Below are 21,533 nucleotides of genomic sequence, written 5' to 3'. Positions count from 1 at the left end.
GGGCAGACATGCAGACGTGGATACCAGCAGAGGGGTCTGCAGCACCCATTCTTTTAGGGCCGGCGCCTCAAGCCGACGATATCAGGGAGCAACTGGAACGTGTCGTCTCCAGCTCCGAATTTCCAGGCATCGGGCGCGCCGCAGCGTTTCTCCGCTATGTCGTCTCGGAAACCCTTGAGGGTCGGGGCAACCGGATCAAAGCCTATTCGATCGCGATCGAGGTCTTCGGCCGAGATGCCGGCTTCACCCAGGACGATCCGGTGGTCAGGATCGAGGCTGGGCGGTTGCGGCGATCACTCGAGCGCTATTATCTCGTCGCCGGACAGCATGATCCGGTCAGGATCGACATTCCCAAAGGCGGATATGTTCCAACCTTCACCTGGTCCTGTCCGGCGTCAGTCGACGCTGGAGATGACGAAGCTGACGAAACATCGCCCTCTGAGGTTCGCTCCGGACGTTGGTTGCGCGCAAGGCGGGTCCTATTGCCGGGTGCCGCTGCCCTCGCTGCGGTGGCTATTTCGCTCTATTGGATCGGGACACGGTCACCCGCTCCGTCGCTCGAACGCGTTTCGAGCCTTTCGCCCGATCGTCCGGCCCTCGTGGTAGCCCCGTTTGCCAATCTCGGCGAAGGGCCGGAGGCGCAGCTCTACACTGCCGGCCTGACCGAGGAACTGATGACCATCCTGCCACGGTTCAAGGAGATCAAGGTCTTCGGCCGCGAGACCTCCAAGTCCCTTCCCGCGGATGTGGGCGCATCGGAGATCCGGGCCGAATTCGGCGCACGCTATCTCCTTGCCGGCGGGGTACGCACGTCGGGCAAGCGTCTTCGTGTGACGGCCAGATTGCTCGATACGTCGGACGGCGAGATCCTCTGGTCGGAGAACTATGACAATGATCTCGCATCGGGAGACCTGTTTGCGATCCAGACGGATGTCGCCAGAAAGGTGGCGACCGCCATTGCCCAACCCTACGGGGTCATGGCACAGGTCGACTCCGCCAGTCCGCCGCCGGACGATCTCGGTGCGTATGAGTGCACTCTGCGCTTCTATGCCTATCGTTCGGAACTGAGCGGCGAAGCACATGCGCGCGTCCGGGATTGCCTCGAGGCCGCACTGGCGCGGTTTCCGAGCTACGCGACCGCCTGGGCAATGCTGTCGATCGTCTATCTCGATGAGGACCGCTACAAGTTCAATCCGACACCGGGCCAGAATTCAGCCATACAGCGTGCACTCGATGCCGCCAGGCGCGCAACGCAGATCGATCCGAACAATACACGCGGACTACAAGCGCTGATGACGGCGCTGTTCTTCGACAGGCAGCTCGCTGAATCACTTCGGGTGGGCGAGCAGGCGCTCGCCACCAACCCCAATGACACCGAACTGATGGGCGAGTTCGGAACGCGGCTTGCGATCGCTGGCCAGTGGCAGCGTGGAGCAGCCCTCCTCGACCAGGCCATCGCCCTCAATCCAGGCAGCGGCGGCTTCTACCACGGAACGCGAGCCCTGGCCGCCTACATGCTCCGCGACAACCAAACCGCCGTACTGGAGATCAGGCAGGCGAACATGCAGAAGTTCCCTCTCTTCCATGTTGTCGCCGCCATCATCTACGCCGAGGCAGGCATGATGGACGACGCCCGCCGGGAAGGACAGGTGTTCGTCAGCATGCGACCTGACTTCCTGCCGAACATTGTAACGGAACTCGCGATGCGCAACATGCAGCCTGAAGATCGCGACCGCCTGATCGAAGGACTTCGCAAGGCGGGGATGACGGTGCCCGATCCCGATGCAATTGCGTCGAGCGCCGCCACCTCGGATCTGCAACCCCGCTGACACTGTCTCCCCGACCGTAACATACCCGATCATACGGGTAAGCCATCTCGTCTTCGCATAGTCTCGCCTAGTGCCGACTTCGACCGCCGCGGCGCGTGGCGTCGAGGCCTGCCCGAACTTGACAGGGCTATGAGGAACAACAGTGAGCACAAAATGTCACGATGGCCGAATTCGACCAAGCCCCTCCCCAGGTCTGAAATGGATCTCGGCTCTCCTGCTGCTCTGCGCATTGGCCGGATGTGGCGGCCACCCGAAGAACGTACTCATCCCCGTTGCCGATAGCGCGCCGAACTCCACCAAAGTCGATATACTCGTAACCACGACGCGCAGCCGCTCCACGATAAAAGGCGAGATGTTCACTGGCGAGCGCGCGCTCGCCCCGGCCTTTGCCGACATCACGGTGTCCATTCCCCCAGCGAACGTCCGCAAAATCGGCGAAGTCGCCTGGCCGAGGAGACTTCCATCCAACCCGGCAACCGACTTCGCAACCTTGAAAGCCGAGGAGATCACGCGCGACGACGCCAAGAAATGGCTGAGCGCCTCAGTCAGGAAGAGCCGCGACCGCAGCGTGCTGGTATTCATCCATGGCTTCAACAACCGTTTCGAAGATTCCGTCTATCGCTTCGCCCAGATCATCAAGGATTCCGGTGTCCATAGTGCGCCCGTGCTGGTGACATGGCCGTCGCGCGGCAGCCTGCTGGCATACGGATATGACAGGGAGAGCACGAACTACACGCGCAACGCCTTGGAGACACTTTTCCAGTATCTCGCCAAAGACCCAGAGGTGAAGGAAGTCTCGATCCTGGCGCATTCCATGGGGAACTGGCTGGCGCTGGAAGCGCTTCGCCAGATGGCGATCCGCAACGGCCGCCTCCCTGCCAAGTTCGAGAATGTCATGCTGGCCTCGCCCGATGTGGATGTCGATGTCTTCCGCCAGCAGATCATCGACATGGGCAAGCAGCATCCTAAGTTCACCCTGTTCGTTTCGCGAGACGATCGTGCCCTCGCGGTATCCCGCAGGGTATGGGGCGACGTCGCTAGACTCGGCGCCATCGATCCCGAGCAGGCCCCCTTCAAGAAGGAACTGGCCGACAGCCAGATCACGGTGATCGACCTCACCAAGGTCAAGGCGGGCGACAGGCTGAACCACGGAAAATTTGCGGAATCGCCCGAGGTCGTTCAACTCATCGGCGCGCGGATTTCCGACGGCCAGACGCTGACCGACAGCAAGGTCGGGCTCGGGGACAAGATCCTTGCCGCGACGACGAGCACTGCGGCGGCGGCAGGCAGCGCAGCCGGCCTGATCCTTGCCGCCCCGGTCGCCGTCGTCGATGCGGATACCAGAGATAACTACGCCGGCCAAGTCAGCGGCCTCACGGGTCCTGTGGGTACGCAGCCGCGAGCGCCCGACTGCATGGCCAGAGGCCGATCGAAGGAGTCGTGCAGGCAGTGACGGTTCGGGAACCGGCAAACTGACGTTCATAGAGATCAGGATAGACAATGCCACTACTTTCCAAGATCCGCATATTTAGACCGCTTTTCACTGGGGCTGCCCTGGCGTCGGTTCTCCTTTGTGCCTCTATTGCCGTGGCGCAGAGCGTGACGCCTGCAAGCCCACAGCCGGAAAGCGTCCAGCGCTTTATCGGGATGTTCTCGGATCCTGATGTCCAACGCTTCCTGCAGCAGCAGTCGCAAGCAGCCAAGACGGCGGCGGAGACGCCCTCGGAAACCCCGAACGCCGACCCTTCATTCTCGGAATTCGCGATGCGGTTCCGTGCCCACGCCTCCGGCCTTCTCGGCGCTATCCAATCCTTTCCCCTGGAGACTATGCGCGGCGGGGCCGTGCTCGAACGGGACATCCAGGCGAACGGCGGGACACGGCCGATCTTCCTGGTCGCGGCCTTCGTCGCCGTCGGGCTGGCCGCGCAATGGCTGTTCTGGTGGATCAGCGCCGGCTGGCGCTCGTGGATGGCACGCGCGCCCTTTGCCACGGTTCGCGAAAGGGTGATCGCACTGGCCGCGAGGCTTCTGTGGGCGGCATGTTACGTCCTCTCCTTCGGGCTTGGCAGCATCGGCTTCTTCCTGCTGTTCCAATGGCCACCTGTTATCAGGGAGATCGTCGTCGGTTACCTCTTCGCAATCGTCGTCTTCCGCCTGGCGAGCGCGTTTTTCGACGTGCTTCTGGCGCCACGGGCGGAGGAAGAGGGTCGGTTCCGTGTCGTCCCGATCACCAAGGATGCCGCCGGCCACTGGGCTAAACGCCTGGGCTATCTCGTTGGCTGGTATGCCTTTGGCTGGGTGACCATCCGCCTGCTCGGCACTCTCGGCTTTTCCGTCCCGGCCCGGCAACTCGTGGCCTATTCGCTTGGCCTCGTGCTGCTCGTCATCGGCATCGAAGCTGTTTGGAGACGTCCGTCCCGATTGTCTGCCGGCCAAGCCAGCCGGATCGGCCTGCGCGCGCGGAACTGGCTCTGGACGGTCTACTTCGTCGCCGTCTGGCTGCTATGGGTGGTGGGAGCCATGAAGCTGTTCTGGATCGCGGTGGTCTGTGCCGCCCTGCCTGGGGCCATCGCCCTCACCAAGGCGTCGGTCAACAATATTCTGCGCTCTTCCGCTGAGGAAGAGGACGGCCACAAGAAAGGCACCGTTGTCTCGGTAATCGTCGAGCGCGGTATCAGGGCAGCGCTGATCGTCGGAGCGATCGTTCTGCTCGCGGATGCCCTGGATATCAGGCTCACGCAGATGACGATGCAGGATTCGCCGTTTCTACGCCTCGTGCGCGGCCTCCTCAGCGCTGGGATCATTCTCCTGATCGTCGATCTCGCCTGGAGCGTCGTGAAGGTCATGATCGATCGCAAGCTCGGCGACACCGAGGCCGTCCTTGAGGTCGGCAGCGAACGGGAGCGGCGGCGCACGCGTCTCAGAACCCTGCTGCCGATCCTTCGCAATTTCCTGATGATCCTCTTCGTCGCCATCGCGATCATGATGGCATTGTCGTCGCTCGGCGTGGAAATCGGCCCGTTGATCGCAGGTGCCGGCGTGGTCGGCGTCGCCATCGGCTTCGGGGCACAGACCGTGGTCAAGGACGTCATCAGCGGGATGTTCTACCTGCTGGACGACGCCTTCCGGGTTGGCGAATATATCCAGAGCGGCAGCTATAAGGGCACCGTCGAGTCCTTCAGCTTGCGGTCCATCAAGCTCAGGCACCACCGCGGCGCGGTCTACATCGTCCCGTTCAGCGAACTCGGAGCCGTCCAGAATATGAGCCGCGACTGGGTGATCGAGAAGATGACGATCACCATTACCTACGATTCCGACATCGAGAAGGCCCGCAAGATCATCAAGAAGATCGGCCTGGAACTGTTCGAGGATCCGGAGTTCAAACCGACCACGATCGAGCCGCTGAAGATGCAGGGGATCGACAGCCTGGGCGACTCCGGCCTGCTTCTGCGGATGAAGGTCATGACGCTTCCGGGCGAGCAGTTCACGCTGAAGCGGCGAGCCCTGCGGATGATCCATCAGGCCTTCAACGAAAACGGCATCAAGCTCGCCGTGCCGACCGTCCAGGTCTCAGGCGGGAAGGACGACGCTGTTGCAGCCGCTGCCCAGCAGACGCTCGCAGCGCAGAGTGCAGCGACCGCCGCGAACCCCGCCTGAGAGCCGCACTCTTCAGGCCGTGAAACAGGACACAAAGCAATGGGAGGAAATGAGATGAAGATCCTGGACATCCTGTCGCACACGCTTGCGACACTTGCCGTGCTGATGATGGTCTGCGCGCCCCTCCTCGTTCCCGCGACGGCGGAAGCCGCACGCCGTGGCGTAGCGGCATGCGGCCCGAGAGGCTGTGGTGCTGCAGCCTGCGGGCCGCGCGGATGCGCTGCAGTCGGGCGCACCCGGCCTGCCGTACGGCCGCCCGTCCGGCGCGGCGTCGTCGTCGTCGCCCCACGCCGCTACTGGCGTCCGGGCACTGCCATCGCCGCAGGTGCTGCCATCGGCTTCGTCGCTGGAGCTGCCGCCGTTTCACTGGCAGGTACGCCTCCGCAATCCGGTCAATGCTGGTACTACACCTCGCCCGCTAAGACGACGGGCTTCTGGGACGTATGCCCGCGCTGAGCGGCTCGCGGAAAGACTGGCGAGCCCCTTGGTCCTCTTCGTCACCTCCCTCCCCAAAGTGGGGAGGCCCCGATTTTCGCATCACAAATTTTAGAGGGTACGTTCCATGGATTTCACAGTCATCGACACCGCACTCGTCGGAAAACTTCTGCTGCTGCTTCTGATCGGCATGGGGCCGAAGATCGCCCTGGTGCCGTTTCTGGAAAAGACCCACGCCTTCGATACCGAAACCAAGGTGCGCATTGGCCGCCAGATGGTTCTGATCGCCGTCGTCACGGCGCTGATCCTTTTCGCCACCGGCGCTCTGCTGATGCGGCTTCTCCATATCACGGGCGGCGCGGTCGCCGTCGCCGGCGGCATCATCCTCGCGCTGATCGCGATCAAGATGGCATCAGGACCGACAGAGAAGCCGCACGACGACTTTGCGGCTCCCGTCGATCCCGATAAGCTGGCCGTATTTCCGCTCGCGGTTCCCTACCTGCTCAATCCTGTCGGCATCACGGTCATCATCATCGCCTCCGGCGAAGTCGTCTCGATCGCCAGCGCGATACTTGTCACCGCTCTGATCCTGATCGTTGGCGCGTTCGACTATCTGGTGTTCACCAACATCGACAAGCTCGCCAAGCGTATGAAGCCAGTCACCATGATCGTTTCAGAGGTCGTCTTCGGCATTCTGCTGACCGCAGTCGCCGTCCAGTTGATCGTCGCCGGGCTTGGAAATCTTGGCATCATCACCCCAACTGCGGCACATTAGATGAGGATGACTTGCGGCCGGGCCAGTCCAAAAATCTGAACCCGGATTTATCAAAGAGACAGCGCCGAAAGCCGCTCGGTTTTCGGCGACATGCTCAGCTGCGGATTTGCTATCCCCCTGCGTGGAAAGCCCGGGGATTAAGGTCGGTGAAAAGACTGCAAAACGTGTTCACCGATAGCCGCCGGGCGCACGACGATCATTCAATATCTCTGATGTTATCCATAAGTTCTATTCGTTTGAATGATGGGTTTCCAAGGCCCATATTGTGATCATGGACATGGACGAACCTCCCATTGACGACCATGTCCCTGACCCAAGAAAGGAACCGGAAAATGACCACGCTCACCTATCGCGGTGGTGGTAAGTCCCTCACCTCCAGCGAAAGCCGCTTCGACCTGGCACATTATGCCCGTAAGCTTGTGCTCGCCTGGACGCGCTGGCAGACGGCCCGCGAAATCGAAGCCATGCCCTTCGACATTCGCAAGGACATCGGCTGGCCGAGCACGGACGACAACAAACACCGGACCATGTAATGAATGCGACATTCCTCCCAAGATAAGGGCGGCGCCTGCCTCGTGCAACGCCGCCTTTTTCGTGGTCTGACCATCCATTCCTAAGCCATTTTCAACATTAAATTCCAGCCGCCTATCAGCCTGCCTTCTGCCTGCCCACGGCCATTCCGGCGGTTTGATCGGCCAAATCGCCGGCGATGTCGCATATTTGCTCTTCCCGGCCGCATTTTTCCATGCCAGTGTCGCTTTCAGGACATCGGCGCGACGCATTCCGCGCAACGAATGTGCCATCGCCCCTCGAGCATGGATTTCGCTATGAACAGGATGCAGATCAAGAAGCGTTCGGTAGTCTTCTTTATGGTACCGCAATTCACCATGCTGCCCTTTTCGGCGGCCGTGGACACCTTGCGCATCGCCAATCGCATGCTCGGCTATCAGGCCTATACCTGGCGGCTGACCTCCGTCGATGGAGAAAAGGTCTATTCCTCCTGCGGCATCGGCGTCGAGGCCAATTCCTCGCTCGCCGAGGAGCGCCGTCATCTTGGCGGCGAAAACCGGCCGGGCATGGTGCTCGTCTGTTCCGGCATCGATGTCGAGCAGTTTAACAACAAGTCTGTCAATGCCTGGCTGCGTGAATGCTACAATCGCGGCGTCGCCGTCGGCAGCCTCTGTACGGGCGCGCATGTGCTTGCCCAGGCCGGTCTCCTGAACGGCAAGCGCTGCGCCATCCACTGGGAAAACCTGCCGGGCTTTTCGGAAGCCTTCCCGCAGGCGGAGGTCTATGCCGATCTCTACGAGATCGACGGCAATCTCTACACCTGCGCCGGCGGTACCGCCTCGCTCGACATGATGCTGAACCTCGTCGGCGAAGATTTCGGCGAAAGCCTTGTCAACCGTATCTGCGAGCAGCACCTGACGGACCGCGTGCGCAATCCGCACGACCGCCAGCGTCTGCCGCTGCGCGCCCGCCTCGGCGTGCAGAACGCCAAGGTGCTGTCGATCATCGAGCTGATGGAAGGCAATCTCGCCGAGCCGCTGTCGCTGATCGAGATCGCCGACGGCGCCGGCCTCTCGCGCCGCCAGATCGAACGGCTGTTCCGCCAGGAGATGGGCCGCTCGCCGGCCCGCTACTATCTGGAAATCCGCCTCGACCGTGCGCGCCACCTTCTGGTGCAGTCCTCGATGCCGGTCGTCGAGGTCGCCGTCGCCTGCGGCTTCGTCTCGGCCTCGCATTTCTCGAAGTGTTATCGCGAACTCTACCATCGCTCGCCGCAGCAGGAGCGCGCCGAGCGCAAGATGACCATGGCGACCGCGCGCCAGGCGGTCGCCGCTTGAGACAATAAGACGGGCCGTCGCCGCTTGAGACCAATAAGACAGCCGTCGCCGATTGAGACATTGAAAAGCTGATCTCGCCTGACGCAAAAGATCGTCGCCGCCTGAGATTAAGGGCGGCGGCTTGGCCCCGCCTCAGAGGCGCTATTGCGCCGCCTCTTCCGTCATCTTGGCATCGGAATAGACCTGGTTGCGGCCCCTGTGTTTGGCCATGTAGAGAAACTGGTCGGCGGCGTTGAGGTAATTCTCGAAGGTTTCGTAACCGGCGATCTCGGCGATGCCGATCGAGATCGTGACGCCGAGTTCCTCGTCGTCGGCCGTGACCTTCAGCCGCGAAATGTCCGAGCGGATCTCGTCGCAGAGCTTGGTCGCGGCTGCCGAATCCATCTGCGGGAAGAGGATGGCGAATTCCTCACCCCCGAGCCGCGAGAGAAGATTGTCGCTGCCCTCGAAGATCGTGAACAGCCTGTTTGCGACAGCCTTCAGCACCTTGTCGCCGATCTCGTGGCCATAGGTATCGTTCAACCGCTTGAAATGGTCGATATCGAGAATGGCGACGGAGCTCGGCACTTTCAGCCGCAGGCACTCGTTCACCAGCTTCGGGCCGTTGTCGTAGAAATAGCGGCGGTTATAGAGGCCGGTCAGATAGTCGCACGCCGCCGCCGCCCTCAGCTGCCGCATCTGCGCCAGCGTTTCGGCATTGTTGGCGATGCGGCATTGCAGCTCCTCGGCGACGAAGGGCCTATAGACGAAATCGCTGGCGCCGGCCTTGAGGAAACTTGCCGAAAGCATGCGGTCATTGGAGGAGGAAACGCCGATGACGCGCAGCCTGTCCGAACCGAAACGATGGCGGATGCGCCGCGTCAGCTCGTAGCCGCTCATATCGGGCATGTGATGATCGGTGACGACGAGCTCGATATCGCTGTAGGCCTCGAGCGCTGCCAGCGCCTCGAGCCCCGAATTTGCCTCGACGACGAGATATTGTTGTGCCTTCAGGAGGTCGACGAGCACCTGGCGCGCCGAGACGACATCGTCAACGACGAGCACCCGCGTCTTGCGGTTGGAGATCGCCCGCCGGACGGTGGCGACCAGATTGTCGAGCGCGAATTCATTGTCCTTCAGCACGTAATCGATGACATTGCGCTCCATGATCTTGTTGCGCGTGTTGAGATCGAATGTCGCGGTGAAGACGATCGCCGGGATATCGTGCTCGATCGTGCAGTCGAGCGCTTCACCATAGGGCGAATCCGGCAGGTTGAGATCGACGACGGCCATGGTGTAGCCGTGAGCGTCGTCGGCAAGTTCCTTGCGAAGAGCCTTCAGCGACGGGCAGGATTTGACGGCAAGGCCGAGTTCCGTCTGGAACCGGTGACAGAGCACCGCGGAAAACATCCGGGAATCTTCAACCAGAAGTATTTTAAGCCCGCCGGAGCGTAACCCGATGCCATCCCGCTGAAAATCCGCTTGAAAAGCCACAGCCGCTACTCCCCCATGCGTCTGACGGGCGCGACTCGGCCCTCTCCCCGGCGGGAACGATAACCGAGAGGCCGGTGCGCGTGAAGGGGACAAATAATGGCGCTATTACTTGTAATTGCAAAAATTCGACGACTGTCCCCGACCGTCACTTCCGCGCCCCTGGCGACATCGATACTGGAAGGGCCGTCAGGCAACCGCCCGTTCCTTGCGCATCGATTGAATTTGCAGCAGCGTATCGAGGTTCTGGTTGACGCGGCAGTAGAACTCCTCGTCGATGAAGGGACGCAGCATGAAATCATTGCCGCCGGCCTTCAGGAATCGTGCCGAAAGCAGCCGGTTCGAAGAGGAGGAAACGCCGATGATGCGCAGTTCGTGCGAGCCGATACTGGCGCGGATGCGCCGCGTCAGTTCGAAGCCATCGATGTCGGGCATGTTGTAGTCGGTGATAACAAGGCCGATATCGCGGTTGGCCTTCAGGATCTCCAGCGCCTTGCCGCCACTCTCGGCGACGCTGACACGGAAATTGTAGCGCTTCAGCCGGCTCGACAGCAAAGCCCGCGCGGTCGCGCTATCGTCGACGATCAGCACGTGGTGGCGATGATTGGTGAGGAAGCGGCATATCGATTCCGCCAGGAGATCGACGGCGAAGATATTGTCCTTGAGGATATAGTCGACGATATCCTTGGCCATCAGCTTGTCGCGCATGTTTTCATGGAAGGTGCCGGTGAAAACGATGGTCGGGATGGAGAGATCGACCAGATATTCCAGCGCTTCGCCGTTTTCGGCGCCGGGCAGGTTGATGTTCGAGATCGCCAGCGTGATCGGATCGGAAGACTTGTCGTAGGAAACCTGCAGATCCTCGAAGCTGCGGCAGATCTCGACATCGATGTCGAACAGCTCCTTGAGGCGTTTGCTGATCATCGAGGTGAATACGTTGGAATCTTCCGCGACAATAATACGCGCACCCGCAAACATTTCCCCGGAATATTGCATCCCCGAAATACCTAGAAACGCCATAGCAAACCTTTGATGTAAAATCTGTCCCCGGATCAAACTGATACATCAATTGATTTGAGTAATTATTAATCGACGCGCCTGGATATAAATGAAGAGGCGGCCCGATCGGGCTGCCTCCGACTTCTTTGCGGATATGATTAAGAAATCGGGCGCGAAGCGCCGCATTCTCGGCATCGAAAAGGCTTTCGCCGACAACCGTCGCATTATAGGTCGAACCGAGGTTTTGATCTTCAGCTTCGTGCCTTCCTTGGCGCAATACGGCTGCCGACGAGCCCACCCGGCTGGCACCGCTCGGCCGAAGCAATTATAAACGAGCCATCGACCCCGACCCGCCGACAGGTTCGCCCATGATCCAATCCGACCCGGTAATCGCATGGCTTCTCGACTCCGACCCGTCGATCCGATGGCAGGTGATGCGTGACCTGCTCGATGCTCCGGAGCGGGAGTGGATGACTGAGCGGGCCAAAGTCGAGACCGAGGGCTGGGGCGCAAGGCTGCTCTCCTGCCAGGACGAGGACGGGCAATGGGCAGGCGGCGCCTTCCTGCCCGCCGGTTTCGACCCGCGCGAGTGGAAGGAGCATGGCCAGCCGTGGACGGCCACGACCTTCTCGCTGTCGCAATTGCGCGAATTCGGTCTCGATCCCGCCTGCGATTGCGCCAAGCGCACCGTCAAATTGATCGGCGCCAACGCCCGTTGGGAAGAAGGCGGCCAGCCCTATTGGGAAGGCGAAGTCGAAGAGTGCATCAACGGCCGCACCGTTGCCGATGGCGCCTATTTCGGGATCGACGTCTCACCCATCGTCGACAGGCTGGCCGGCGAGCGTCTCGAGGACGGTGGCTGGAACTGCGAGCGGATCAATGGCTCCGTCCGCTCGTCTTTCGCCAGCACCATCAATGTGCTGGAAGGTTTGCTGGAATACCAGAGATCGACCGGCGGCACGCATCAGTCTCGAGAGGCGCGCAGGACGGGTGAGGAGTTTCTGCTGGCCCGCAACCTCTTCCGCCGCCTTGGCACCGGCGAGCCGGCCGACGAACGCTTCCTGCGCTTCCCGCATCCGAACCGGTGGCGCTACGACATTTTGCGCGCGCTCGACTATTTCCGCGCCAGCGCGATCCTGACCGGCGCCGATCCCGATCCGCGCCTCGGCGTGGCGATCGAGCACCTGCGTTTCAGACGCTTGCAGGACGGCAGTTGGCCGCTCGACGAGAGCCCTGCCGGTCGGGTGTGGTTCGAGGTCGATGACGGGCAAGGCAAGCCCTCACGGTGGGTGACGCTCCGGGCGATGCGGGTGCTCAGATGGTGGAATGCCCGGCCCTCAATCAATGCCTAACGGCAAATCCAGCGAGCGCAGGAAATGCGCCTCGATAGCGCCCAGCAATTCGGCACGATCGGACGGTGTCTCCGCGATGCCGGGCTGATTGACCACACCGTGCAGGGCGTTGAACAGAAACACCGCCGTAAAGCCGGGATCAATGACCGACCAGGCATTCTCGCCAGCACCGGCGGCAAGCAATTCGGTCAGATGATCAATCAGGATGTTGCGCGAAAGCCCCTCCTTTGTTGCGGGAGGGGCTGCCACGAAGGCGAGATGATGCAGCCCAGCCGCGTCGAGATAGCCGGTGGCGCATGCCGTCGACCAGGCCGCCAGCTTCCCGCACCAATCCTCTTGCCTCCGTCCTTCGACCGCCACGATGATGCCATCCAGCACACCCTGCACGAAACGGGCGCGCAGTGCCTGAAGAACATCAGCCTTCGAGGAGAAGTGCAGGTAGAACGTGCCCTTGGCGACCCCCGCCCCGGTCGTGATCTCCTCGATCGTGGTCTGCTCCAGGCCCTTTTCCAGAAACAGCCGCTCGGCCGCGGTCATGAGCTCGTCACGCCGCTCTTCGGGGGGTTTGGTTCTCGGTTTTGAAACAGGATTGGCCGGCATCGGCAGGACTAGTCCACTCTCATTGGCGGCGCGTGGGATCGGTCCTGTGCAGGTAGCCGGTAAACACGTCGCGCATTGCGGTGCTCTCGATCTCAGGCAGCAGACGACCGACTTCGCCGCGATGATAGCCGGCATGCGTCACCACATGGGCCAGCATCTCCTCGCGGGACATGCGTCCGCGTCCGCCATCGGTGAAGGTGAAGTCGACGACCTCCTCCATTTCCTCGGGCGTTATACGCGAGGTGTAATCGATATACCAACGGTCCGTATCTTGGATATCGAAGGACAACTGCGCCAAAGCCGGCACTTCGCTGCTCCAGCTCGCCGCATAGGAGTGATCCAGCCGTTGAAGATTGGCGGCGAAGATCCGATCGACGAGATGGGCGTGATTGAGGACGCGAAGGGCCGATCGGAACTCGTCGGATCGCGCCTCCACCCCGAGCGCGTTCAAGGCATCGAGAAGCTCGTCGTCGACGCTGGCTTTGTATTGGAACAGAGAGTTCAACAGTGTCTGCGCGCTCATGGCGATCTCCGGATGTGAACTGGATGCCGCCGGCATAACACCGGCAGCCTCCATCTACATCACTGACTGGTGGTCAGTCAACACACTTCCGATCTCTCTGCCACTCTGCCCTGCCGCGCGATCTTATGTGTCGTTACGCACAGCAGCCGCTCGCTGCCGCTTGTGGCCCGCAGCAGGCCGCCGCCCTGCTGTTTTCCTCTGCCAGCCAGCGATCGCGCGGCTTGCAGCTTGCCGGCCGCGGCGAAAGCGTAACATGGACGGCGCCGGCGCGAAGAACCGGCATCGCCGCGCAATAAAGCTGCATTGGCCGCACGCCGTCGCTGACTTCGAAGGTCAGCTTCGCCGAACCATCCAGTTGCACATGATCGGAAACCTTGCGGATGATTGCATGGAACTTGCCGGCCGGCATATGCGTGCGGTCGGCTTCCTCGATATCCCAGAGCTGGATGAAGATTTCCGCCCACGCTTCGGGATTGGCGCCGCAATCCAGGCCTGAGAATTGGCCCGCCTTGACCTCGGTGACATGATAGCCAGGCTTCACCGCCTTGCCGTCATAATAGAAAATCAGCGGAGAATCCTTGGCGCCGGTAAGCACACTGAGCAGCAGGCCGAGATCGATGTCGTTCTCTTGAATTTTGCTGTTGTCGATGACGTTCATTTGCGCTAATCCTCGTTTCAATGATTCAAGGATTATTGAAATATGGATCAACGTCAAGCCCTCATCGCATTCGGCGCGCTCTCGCAGGAAACCCGCCTTCACATCGTCCGCATGCTCGTAGTTTCGGGTCCCGACGGCATGGCGGCAGGCGCGATCGCTGAAAAGGCGGAGGTCTCGCCCTCTAATATCTCCTTCCACCTGAAGGAGCTCGAACGGTCGGGCCTGATCGCGCAGCAGCGTGAATCCCGGTCGATCATTTACACCGCGAACTACGAGGCGCTTGGCGGCTTGGTTCGCTTCCTGATGGAAGATTGCTGTTCCGGGCATCCGGAAATCTGCGCACCTGCCGCGGAGGTTGCGGCCTGCTGTACCCCTAAAATGAAGGAGAAACTGCAATGACCCCTGACCGCGTTTACAATGTGCTCTTTCTCTGCACGGGCAATTCTGCCCGCTCGATCCTGGCGGAATCCATCCTGGAGACCGAAGGCAAGGGTCGATTCAAGGCCTATTCGGCCGGCAGTCAGCCGAAGGGTGAAGTCAATCCCTATGCGCTGAAGGAGCTTGCAGCGCAGGACTACCCAACAGTCGGTTTCCGCTCGAAGAGCTGGGACGAATTCGCCGAACCGGGCGCTCCGGAGATGGACTTCATCTTTACGGTTTGCGACAGCGCTGCCGGCGAGGCTTGTCCCGTCTGGATCGGTCATCCGATGACCGCCCATTGGGGCGTCGAGGACCCCGCTGTCGTCGAGGGCAGCGAAGTCGACAAAGGCCGCGCTTTCGCGCAGGCCGCCCGCTTCCTCAAGAACCGGATCAGCGCCTTTTTGAGCCTGCCTCTTTCCTCGATCGACAAGCTCGCCCTGGAATCGCACCTGCGCCAGATCGGCACAATGGAAGGCGCCAGCATTAAACAGCCCAAGGCGAGCTGATGGGTTTCGAATTGAACCAGCAGGCCTTGGAAGGGCACGACGACAGACTTCGCGGCGCGCTCGCAGGCGCCGGGCTTCCGGTCGATGACCTCACAGACGCCGGCCGAAGCTTCTATCGGTTTTCACGTGGCGGCGAGACGGTCGGCTTCGGCGGGCTGGAACTCTATGGCGAGACTGTACTCCTGCGTTCCATTGTCGTGCTGTCCGATCAGCAAGGTTTTGGCTTCGGCCATGCGATCACCCGTGGCCTGCTCGATCAGGCCCAAAGGAAAGGCGCAACTGCCGCCTATCTGTTGACAGAAACAGCCGCCCCCTTCTTTCAATCGCTCGGTTTTCGTTCGATCGCCCGCGATGAAGCGCCGGCCGAGATTCTGACGACGCGGCAGGCCGCAAGCCTGTGCCCGGCATCGGCCGCCCTGATGGTCCGGAGCCTGCCGGCATGAGCGCGCCGGTGTTCCCCCCGTCTCGACGACTGGTCGCCGAAGCGCTCGGCACGATGCTGCTCGTAGCAACCGTCGTCGGCTCGGGCATCATGGCGGATAGCCTGACGGACGATACGGCGCTTGCGCTGCTCGGCAATACGCTGGCAACGGGGGCAATCCTCGTCGTCCTGATCACGATCTTAGGCCCGATTTCCGGGGCTCATTTCAATCCAGTCGTGTCGCTGGTGTTTGCGCTCCGGCGCGAACTGCCTGCCTCCTCCCTTCCCGCCTATATCGCGGCGCAGATCGTCGGCGGCATTGCCGGGACGATGCTCGCTCATGCGATGTTCGCCCTTCCCGTGCTGCAGGCCTCGGAAACCGTGCGCACCGGCGGCGCGCAATGGCTCTCTGAAGTGACGGCAACCTTCGGCCTCGTCTTCGTCATCTTAGCCGGTGTGCGCTATCGCGCCGATGCCGTGGCATGGCTGGTCGGCCTTTATATCACCGCCGCCTATTGGTTCACCGCCTCCACGTCCTTTGCCAATCCCGCCGTCGCGATTGCTCGATCGCTGACGCACACCTTTTCCGGCATCCGCGCGATCGATCTACCGGGCTTTATAGCCGCTGAAGTCCTCGGCGCCTTGCTGGCGCTGATCCTTGCGGGATGGCTGCTGATGGAAGCCCGCGATCCTGAAACCCTCACCAAGACGGAATCCGCCTCATGACCATAGATGTTACGATCTATCACAACCCCGAATGCGGCACTTCGCGCAACACGCTTGCGATGATCCAGAACGCCGGCATTGAGCCGAACGTTATCGAATATATGAAAAACCCGCCGTCGCGCGAGCAGCTAATCAAGGTGATTGCGGATGCAGGTTTGAGCGTTCGCGAGGCGATCCGCGAAAAGGGCACGCCCTATGCGGAGCTCGGCCTCGACAACCCTGATCTTACCGACGAGCAATTGCTCGACGCGATGCTGAAAGATCCGATCCTGATCAACCGGCCCTTCGTCATCACGCCGCTCGGCACGCGCCTGTCGCGGCCGTCGGAACTTGTCCTCGAAATCCTGCCGGAGACGCATCAGGGCGCCTTCACCAAGGAGGACGGCGAGAAAGTGCTCGATGCCGGAGGCAAGCGCATTGTCTGATCTGCCTGCCGTATCGCCGATGCATCTGCATCAACCGGATATGGACGCGCTCAGGCCGGCGTTCTCGACGCACAAGCCGCGCATCTTGATCCTTTATGGCTCCCTGCGAGCAGTGTCCTACAGCCGCTTCCTCGCACAGGAGGCCGCGCGGCTGCTCGAATATTTCGGCTGCGAAGTGCGCATCTTCAATCCGGAAGGTCTGCCGCTGCCTGATGCGGCGCCGGCGAGCCACCCAAAAGTTCAGGAGCTGCGTGAATTGTCGGCATGGTCTGAAGGCCAGGTATGGGTCAGCCCCGAACGTCATGGCGCGATGACCGGCATCATGAAAGCGCAGATCGACTGGATTCCATTGTCGGTCGGCTCGGTCCGGCCGACGCAAGGCAAGACGCTGGCGGTGATGCAGGTCTCCGGCGGCTCCCAGTCCTTCAATGCGATAAGCCAGCTCCGCATTCTTGGCCGTTGGATGCGGATGATCACTATCCCCAATCAGTCCTCGGTCGCCAAAGCTTTCCAGGAATTCGACGCGGACGGCCGTATGAAACCCTCATCCTATTACGACCGCGTCGTCGACGTCTGCGAGGAACTGGTGAAGTTCACGCTGCTGACCCGTGATGCCTCGAACTATCTGACCGACCGCTACAGCGAACGGAAAGAAGAAGCCGAAAAGCTCGAACAGCGCGTGAGCCTCAGATCCCTATGACAATTGTCAGCACCGAACGACCGCCGGTAGCCGCCATCGCCGCGCTCGGGCTCACGCAGATCATCGGTTATGGATCGCTCTATTACAGCTTCAGCATCCTCGCCCCTGACATGGCCCGTGATCTGGGCTGGTCATCGGAATGGATCTTCGGCGCGCTCTCCGCGGCCCTTCTGATCGGCGGTCTGGCCGCACCTCTCATCGGCACGTGGATCGATCGCTTCGGCGCCGGCAGGATCATGACATCAGGCTCGGCGATTGCCGCCGCCGCCCTCGTCGCCTGCGCCTTCGCGCCGGGAAAGATCGCTTTCGTCGCGGCATTGATCGGCATCGAGATCGCCTCGAACCTGGTGCAATATGGCGCAGCCTTCGCCCTGCTCGTGCAGATCAGGCCGCAGGTCGCACAGCGCAGCATCACCTACCTGACGCTGATCGCCGGCTTCGCCTCGACCATCTTCTGGCCGATCACCACGGCGCTGCATGCGCATCTCTCATGGCAGAACGTCTATCTGATCTTCGCCGCGCTCAATCTCGTCGTCTGCCTTCCCATTCATGCTTGGCTCTCCCATGGCGTCAGCCAAACCAAGAGACGACATGCACACGAAACCGCAAAACGCGTCGAGCCGAGCCTTCCGCCGTCGGTGCGCAGGCCGGCCTTTATCCTGATGGTGACGGGCTTTGCTTTGGAAAGCTTCGTGAACTCGGCACTTCTGGTTCACATGGTGCCTGTCATGTCGGCACTCGGCCTCGGCGCCATGGCAGTGGTGGTCGGGACGCTCTTCGGTCCGTCACAGGTGCTGAGCCGCCTCATCAACATGGTCTTCGGCGAGAGCTTGTCGCAAGTGATGCTGGCCATCATCTGCGCCATCCTGCTGCCGGCAGCCCTTGTCATCCTTATCGCCACCGCACCCTCGGTGCCGGGCGCGCTGGTCTTCGCCGTCGTCTTCGGCCTCGGCTCTGGCCTTAACAGCATCGTCTACGGAACCTTGCCGCTCGCGCTCTTCGGAAGCGATGGCTACGGCCGGCGGCAAGGACAAATCATGTCAGTCCGTCTCGTCGTCTCCTCGATGGCGCCGTTCGCGCTCGCCTTCCTGATGGGTAATCTCGGCGTATCGTGGTCGCTGTCGATCGCTGCATTGCTCAGCACCGTCGCCGTAGCCGCATTCTTCGCCATTATGCGGCTGACGCGCCCGGTTGCCCGGCCGGAAACTGTTCCCCATCCCCGAGAAGCTTGAGCGCATTAATCAGGACGGGCGCTACTTGACGACGGCCGAGCCCTTGACGATGTCGATCGTCTCGCCGCCGTCGAGTCCGATGCGGTCGCCGTCGGGCGTTGTCATGAAGCAGCCGGAAGCACAGAGGTTTTCCGAAGCGCCGGCATCGACCACGACCTCGACGCGCTGGCCGCTCTCGGTGATGACGAGCACGACGGCGGCTGGATCGGTGTTGGTGATGGATGCCGCTTCAGCCGCGGGTGCGGCAAGCAGCGGGATAAGCAGAACGGCGGCAAACCTTGCCATCATGTGCGGCGGCGCTGGCGCGCCCTCCCCTCGAACGATCGGTGCTGCCCCCGGCAGCGATCCCGATAGTGGAGATCATGCACATATAGCTGTGAATGATGGCTGAATGACCCGTTCAGCCTTTCCGATTGCCGTCCGCCGTCTTGCTGCGCAATTGCCGCACCGGCTGCTCTTCCTCCTCCATGGGCGTGTCCGCCGAGTTTTCCTGCTCGTTGGGTTGATCCCTGCCCGCATCGGCAAGCGCGGGACGAGCCTCTCGATGGATGGTAAGATCGGTCTGTGGCAGCGGGATCTCGATGCCCTCGGCCTTGAAGCGCTTAAGGATCTCGATCCTGAGATTGTTGCGCACCGCCATGCCGTCACCCATGTCGGCGAGGAAGAAACGCAGCTCGAAATCCAGCGAATAGGGGCCGAAGCGCAGGAATTCGACATGCGGCTCCGGATTGCGCATGACGAGCGGTATCTTGGCCGTCAGTTCCAGCAGGATGTCCATCACCTGCTGCGGATCGGCGTTGTAGGCGACGGAAACCGGGATTTCCGAGCGGCCGATCTTGTTGCGGTGCGTCCAGTTGCCGACGAGGCCGTTGATCAAATCAGAATTCGGCACGATGATCGACTGCTTGCGGAAGGTCTCGATCTCGGTGGCGCGCACCGAAATGCGTTTGACGATACCTTCGGCGGTGCCGGAAACGACATGGTCGCCGACCTTGAACGGCCGTTCGACGAGCAGGATCAGGCCGGAGACGAAGTTGGAGACGATGTTCTGCAGACCGAAACCGATACCGACCGAAAGTGCGGAAGCGACGAGCGCGAAGCTCGACAGGTCGATGCCGGCCGCCGAAACGCCGATGATCGCTGCTATGCCGACGCCGAGATAGCCGATGCCCGTCTTGACCGAATTGCGCACGCCAAGATCGACATGGCTTCTGGCCATCACATTGCCATCGAGCCAGCGCTGCAGCCAGCGCGTCAGCAGGTAGACGCCGGCAAACAAGAGAATGCCGGTGCAGATGCCGAGCAGCGAGATGCTGATACCGCCGAGCCTGACCTCGGTGAACAGCCGATAGGCAAGAATCTGCAGATCCTGCACATGGAAGCCCCAGAGCAGCAGGATCAGCGGGATGCCGACGAGAAGCGCCACCGCATAGATGGCAAGGCCGACGAGCAGGCCAGCCTGATCGATCGCCACCGGCCCGAGCTTGAAGCGACGCGTCAGGAAGCTTGCGAAGAAGGTATCGCCGAAGCTTTCCTGCCTTGATATCGCCTTGCCGGAGAGCAGGCCGACATACATGGTGGCGACCAGCGCGCCGGTGATGATGAGCTGCGTGGCGACGAAGCGCGCGAGCCCGACATAACCCGTGAGCGCTGTGAGGATGAGGCCGGCGCCGACGACCCGCAGGATGATCGCCATGCCGCGAGGCCAATGCCGTCCCGGCGCATCGGGATCGCCGTTCTTCGCCAGCATCGGTCTGCCGAAGGAGACCGCGATCAGGATCAGGCCGATGATCAGCGCAGCAATCAGGCTTCTGACCACGGTCAAGACCAGCGGCGAGCCCATCGCCTCGCCGATCGTGCCGAAGAGGTAATCGAGCGCGTTGACGATCGCCATCGCCAGCAGGCAGTAGCCGATCGAGCGCGCGCCGAGATTGGAAAGCCGCACGAGCCGCCAGCGCGGTTCGCGCGGCGCGAAGATGGCGTTGACGAAGCGGCCGACGAAATAGACAAGCCCGATCGCCCCGAACAGGGCGCCGATGACAGGCGCGATATCGGGCCTCAGCACATTGAACCCGTTAAGGAAAAAGAACGAAGTAACGAGCAGCACCGAGAGCGCCAGCGTGCGGATCAACGTCGACCAGAAGGCGATCGACAGCCGGCCGATATAGGACGGATTCTCGACAGCCTCGTCGCGGCGCAGGTAGGAGCCGAACAGCCGGTAACTGCCGGAGAGTAGGATCAGCGCCGAGGCGAGCGACAGGAAGATCGCGGCAAACATTGGGAAACGCTTAAATTTCCAGACGAAGGTGGCCCAGCTCGACAGAGCCTGCGTGAATTCGCTGGCCTCGTGCACGAAGGCGCTGCCGGCATCGTCGAGCACCGAGACCGAAATCTCGGTGCGTCTGAGCAGCGTATCGGCAAACAGCCGCCGCCGCATCTCGGTGATCTCGTTGACGAGCTTCGTCACCGTGATCGAGAGGTTTTCGGCATCGCCCGTCAGCGCGTTGATCTGCGCGCGTTCGGCGGCGAGCGCGTTGCGCTCTTGGGTGACGATCTCGGCTTCAGGCGGCTGCCCGTCCTTCGGCGGATCGCCGATCTCGGCAAGCCGGTTCTTGATCTGGTCGAAACGCGGCCTCAGATTGACCGATATGGTGATGACGGCGCGACTGAGCTCGTCGGCCTTGGTCGCAAGCCCGACCAGGGCATCGTCATTGTCGGCATTCTGCTTGACGCCGTCCTGAAGCGCCGTCAGCTGGACCTTCGCCTTGTCGATTTCCTTTGTCGCTTGGTCGAACGGCATATCGGCGAGCGGCGCCTGCGCCGCCGCCTGCGCCGCCGCCGGTGCCTGCGGCTCCTGCGCGAAGGCCGCAGCACCCTTGAAATGCGCGCCGGCGACCGCCAGCGTCAGCAGAAGAATGGTGCGAAGCAGGATCGGTCTCAGCCGCAAAAGCGCCTCCG

General features: G+C 61.6%; 22 protein-coding genes. 15 read left to right on the top strand and 7 right to left on the bottom strand.

Annotation, left to right across the window (positions count from 1 at the left end):
* The first annotated feature begins 8 nt into the window (after nt 1-8).
* The 7 genes from G9X67_RS10340 (at nt 9) to G9X67_RS35420 (ending at nt 8,543) form a co-directional block, all read left to right on the top strand.
* The gene (locus G9X67_RS10340; RefSeq protein WP_171598628.1) at nt 9-1,829 is read left to right on the top strand and encodes an adenylate cyclase; all 1,821 of its coding nucleotides are present in this window, start codon (nt 9-11) and stop codon (nt 1,827-1,829) included.
* A gap of 142 nt (nt 1,830-1,971) precedes the next feature.
* The gene (locus tag G9X67_RS10335; protein WP_138329111.1) at nt 1,972-3,282 is read left to right on the top strand and encodes an alpha/beta hydrolase; all 1,311 of its coding nucleotides are present in this window, start codon (nt 1,972-1,974) and stop codon (nt 3,280-3,282) included.
* Nucleotides 3,283-3,329: 47 nt separating this feature from the next.
* Nucleotides 3,330-5,486, top strand: a complete 2,157-nt coding sequence (locus G9X67_RS10330) for a mechanosensitive ion channel family protein (RefSeq protein WP_138329110.1) — start codon at nt 3,330-3,332, stop codon at nt 5,484-5,486.
* Between the two features lie 54 nt (nt 5,487-5,540).
* The gene (locus tag G9X67_RS10325) at nt 5,541-5,942 is read left to right on the top strand and encodes a hypothetical protein (protein ID WP_138329109.1); all 402 of its coding nucleotides are present in this window, start codon (nt 5,541-5,543) and stop codon (nt 5,940-5,942) included.
* Nucleotides 5,943-6,048: 106 nt separating this feature from the next.
* Nucleotides 6,049-6,696, top strand: coding sequence for a MarC family protein (locus G9X67_RS10320; RefSeq protein WP_138329108.1), 648 nt, complete (start codon nt 6,049-6,051; stop codon nt 6,694-6,696).
* Nucleotides 6,697-7,028: 332 nt separating this feature from the next.
* Nucleotides 7,029-7,229 (top strand): hypothetical protein, encoded by a 201-nt coding sequence (locus tag G9X67_RS10315; RefSeq protein WP_026157393.1) that lies wholly within the window; start codon nt 7,029-7,031, stop codon nt 7,227-7,229.
* Nucleotides 7,230-7,523: 294 nt separating this feature from the next.
* On the top strand, nt 7,524-8,543 hold the full coding sequence (locus G9X67_RS35420; protein ID WP_003540607.1) for a GlxA family transcriptional regulator: 1,020 nt from the start codon (nt 7,524-7,526) through the stop codon (nt 8,541-8,543).
* A 141-nt stretch (nt 8,544-8,684) separates the two neighbouring features.
* On the opposite strand, the gene G9X67_RS10305 is transcribed toward G9X67_RS35420, so the two are convergent.
* Nucleotides 8,685-10,016: a diguanylate cyclase gene (locus tag G9X67_RS10305; protein WP_003540608.1), complete on the bottom strand. Its 1,332-nt coding sequence runs from the start codon at nt 10,014-10,016 to the stop codon at nt 8,685-8,687.
* Between the two features lie 186 nt (nt 10,017-10,202).
* On the bottom strand, nt 10,203-11,033 hold the full coding sequence (locus tag G9X67_RS10300) for a response regulator (RefSeq protein WP_003540610.1): 831 nt from the start codon (nt 11,031-11,033) through the stop codon (nt 10,203-10,205).
* A 347-nt stretch (nt 11,034-11,380) separates the two neighbouring features.
* Between G9X67_RS10300 and G9X67_RS10295 the strand changes: the two genes are divergently transcribed.
* Nucleotides 11,381-12,364 carry a squalene cyclase gene (locus tag G9X67_RS10295; RefSeq protein ID WP_138387442.1) on the top strand — a complete coding sequence of 328 codons (984 nt, stop codon included), beginning with the start codon at nt 11,381-11,383 and terminating at the stop codon, nt 12,362-12,364.
* Here G9X67_RS10295 and G9X67_RS10290 read toward each other — a convergent pair.
* The 3 genes from G9X67_RS10290 to G9X67_RS10280 all read right to left on the bottom strand — a co-directional run bounded on the left by G9X67_RS10290 (nt 12,350) and on the right by G9X67_RS10280 (nt 14,145).
* A complete protein-coding gene (locus G9X67_RS10290) occupies nt 12,350-12,964 on the bottom strand; it encodes a TetR/AcrR family transcriptional regulator (protein WP_171598627.1) in 615 nt (204 codons plus the stop codon). The genes G9X67_RS10295 and G9X67_RS10290 overlap by 15 nt on opposite strands.
* A gap of 19 nt (nt 12,965-12,983) precedes the next feature.
* Complete coding sequence (locus tag G9X67_RS10285; RefSeq protein WP_138329103.1) at nt 12,984-13,487, bottom strand: DinB family protein; 504 nt, start codon at nt 13,485-13,487, stop codon at nt 12,984-12,986.
* A gap of 133 nt (nt 13,488-13,620) precedes the next feature.
* Complete coding sequence (locus G9X67_RS10280; protein WP_138329102.1) at nt 13,621-14,145, bottom strand: DUF6428 family protein; 525 nt, start codon at nt 14,143-14,145, stop codon at nt 13,621-13,623.
* Nucleotides 14,146-14,187: 42 nt separating this feature from the next.
* On the opposite strand from G9X67_RS10280, the gene G9X67_RS10275 reads away from it, so the two are divergent.
* From G9X67_RS10275 to arsK, 7 genes are read left to right on the top strand one after another with little or no spacing between them, the layout of a single operon-like run.
* Nucleotides 14,188-14,544 (top strand): metalloregulator ArsR/SmtB family transcription factor, encoded by a 357-nt coding sequence (locus G9X67_RS10275; RefSeq protein ID WP_003540616.1) that lies wholly within the window; start codon nt 14,188-14,190, stop codon nt 14,542-14,544.
* The gene (locus G9X67_RS10270) at nt 14,541-15,071 is read left to right on the top strand and encodes an arsenate reductase ArsC (protein WP_171598626.1); all 531 of its coding nucleotides are present in this window, start codon (nt 14,541-14,543) and stop codon (nt 15,069-15,071) included. The genes G9X67_RS10275 and G9X67_RS10270 overlap by 4 nt, the downstream gene beginning before the upstream one ends.
* On the top strand, nt 15,071-15,514 hold the full coding sequence (gene arsN2, locus G9X67_RS10265) for an arsenic resistance N-acetyltransferase ArsN2 (protein ID WP_138329101.1): 444 nt from the start codon (nt 15,071-15,073) through the stop codon (nt 15,512-15,514). The genes G9X67_RS10270 and arsN2 overlap by 1 nt, the downstream gene beginning before the upstream one ends.
* On the top strand, nt 15,511-16,218 hold the full coding sequence (locus tag G9X67_RS10260; protein WP_138329100.1) for an MIP/aquaporin family protein: 708 nt from the start codon (nt 15,511-15,513) through the stop codon (nt 16,216-16,218). The genes arsN2 and G9X67_RS10260 overlap by 4 nt, the downstream gene beginning before the upstream one ends.
* The gene (arsC, locus tag G9X67_RS10255) at nt 16,215-16,643 is read left to right on the top strand and encodes an arsenate reductase (glutaredoxin) (protein WP_138329099.1); all 429 of its coding nucleotides are present in this window, start codon (nt 16,215-16,217) and stop codon (nt 16,641-16,643) included. The genes G9X67_RS10260 and arsC overlap by 4 nt, the downstream gene beginning before the upstream one ends.
* A complete protein-coding gene (gene arsH, locus G9X67_RS10250) occupies nt 16,618-17,343 on the top strand; it encodes an arsenical resistance protein ArsH (RefSeq protein WP_171598625.1) in 726 nt (241 codons plus the stop codon). The genes arsC and arsH overlap by 26 nt, the downstream gene beginning before the upstream one ends.
* Nucleotides 17,340-18,575: an arsenite efflux MFS transporter ArsK gene (arsK, locus tag G9X67_RS10245; protein WP_171598624.1), complete on the top strand. Its 1,236-nt coding sequence runs from the start codon at nt 17,340-17,342 to the stop codon at nt 18,573-18,575. The genes arsH and arsK overlap by 4 nt, the downstream gene beginning before the upstream one ends.
* A 21-nt stretch (nt 18,576-18,596) precedes the next feature.
* Here the strand turns inward: arsK and G9X67_RS10240 are convergent, their stop codons facing one another.
* Nucleotides 18,597-18,863, bottom strand: coding sequence for a hypothetical protein (locus tag G9X67_RS10240; RefSeq protein WP_064250899.1), 267 nt, complete (start codon nt 18,861-18,863; stop codon nt 18,597-18,599).
* Between the two features lie 112 nt (nt 18,864-18,975).
* Nucleotides 18,976-21,522 (bottom strand): mechanosensitive ion channel family protein, encoded by a 2,547-nt coding sequence (locus G9X67_RS10235; protein ID WP_171598623.1) that lies wholly within the window; start codon nt 21,520-21,522, stop codon nt 18,976-18,978.
* Nucleotides 21,523-21,533 lie beyond the last annotated feature (11 nt).

The organism is Rhizobium sp. WYCCWR 11152 (assembly GCF_013087615.1).
GTDB classification, from domain to species: domain Bacteria; phylum Pseudomonadota; class Alphaproteobacteria; order Rhizobiales; family Rhizobiaceae; genus Rhizobium; species Rhizobium indicum.
This window is presented reverse-complemented; position numbering and strand designations above follow the sequence as displayed.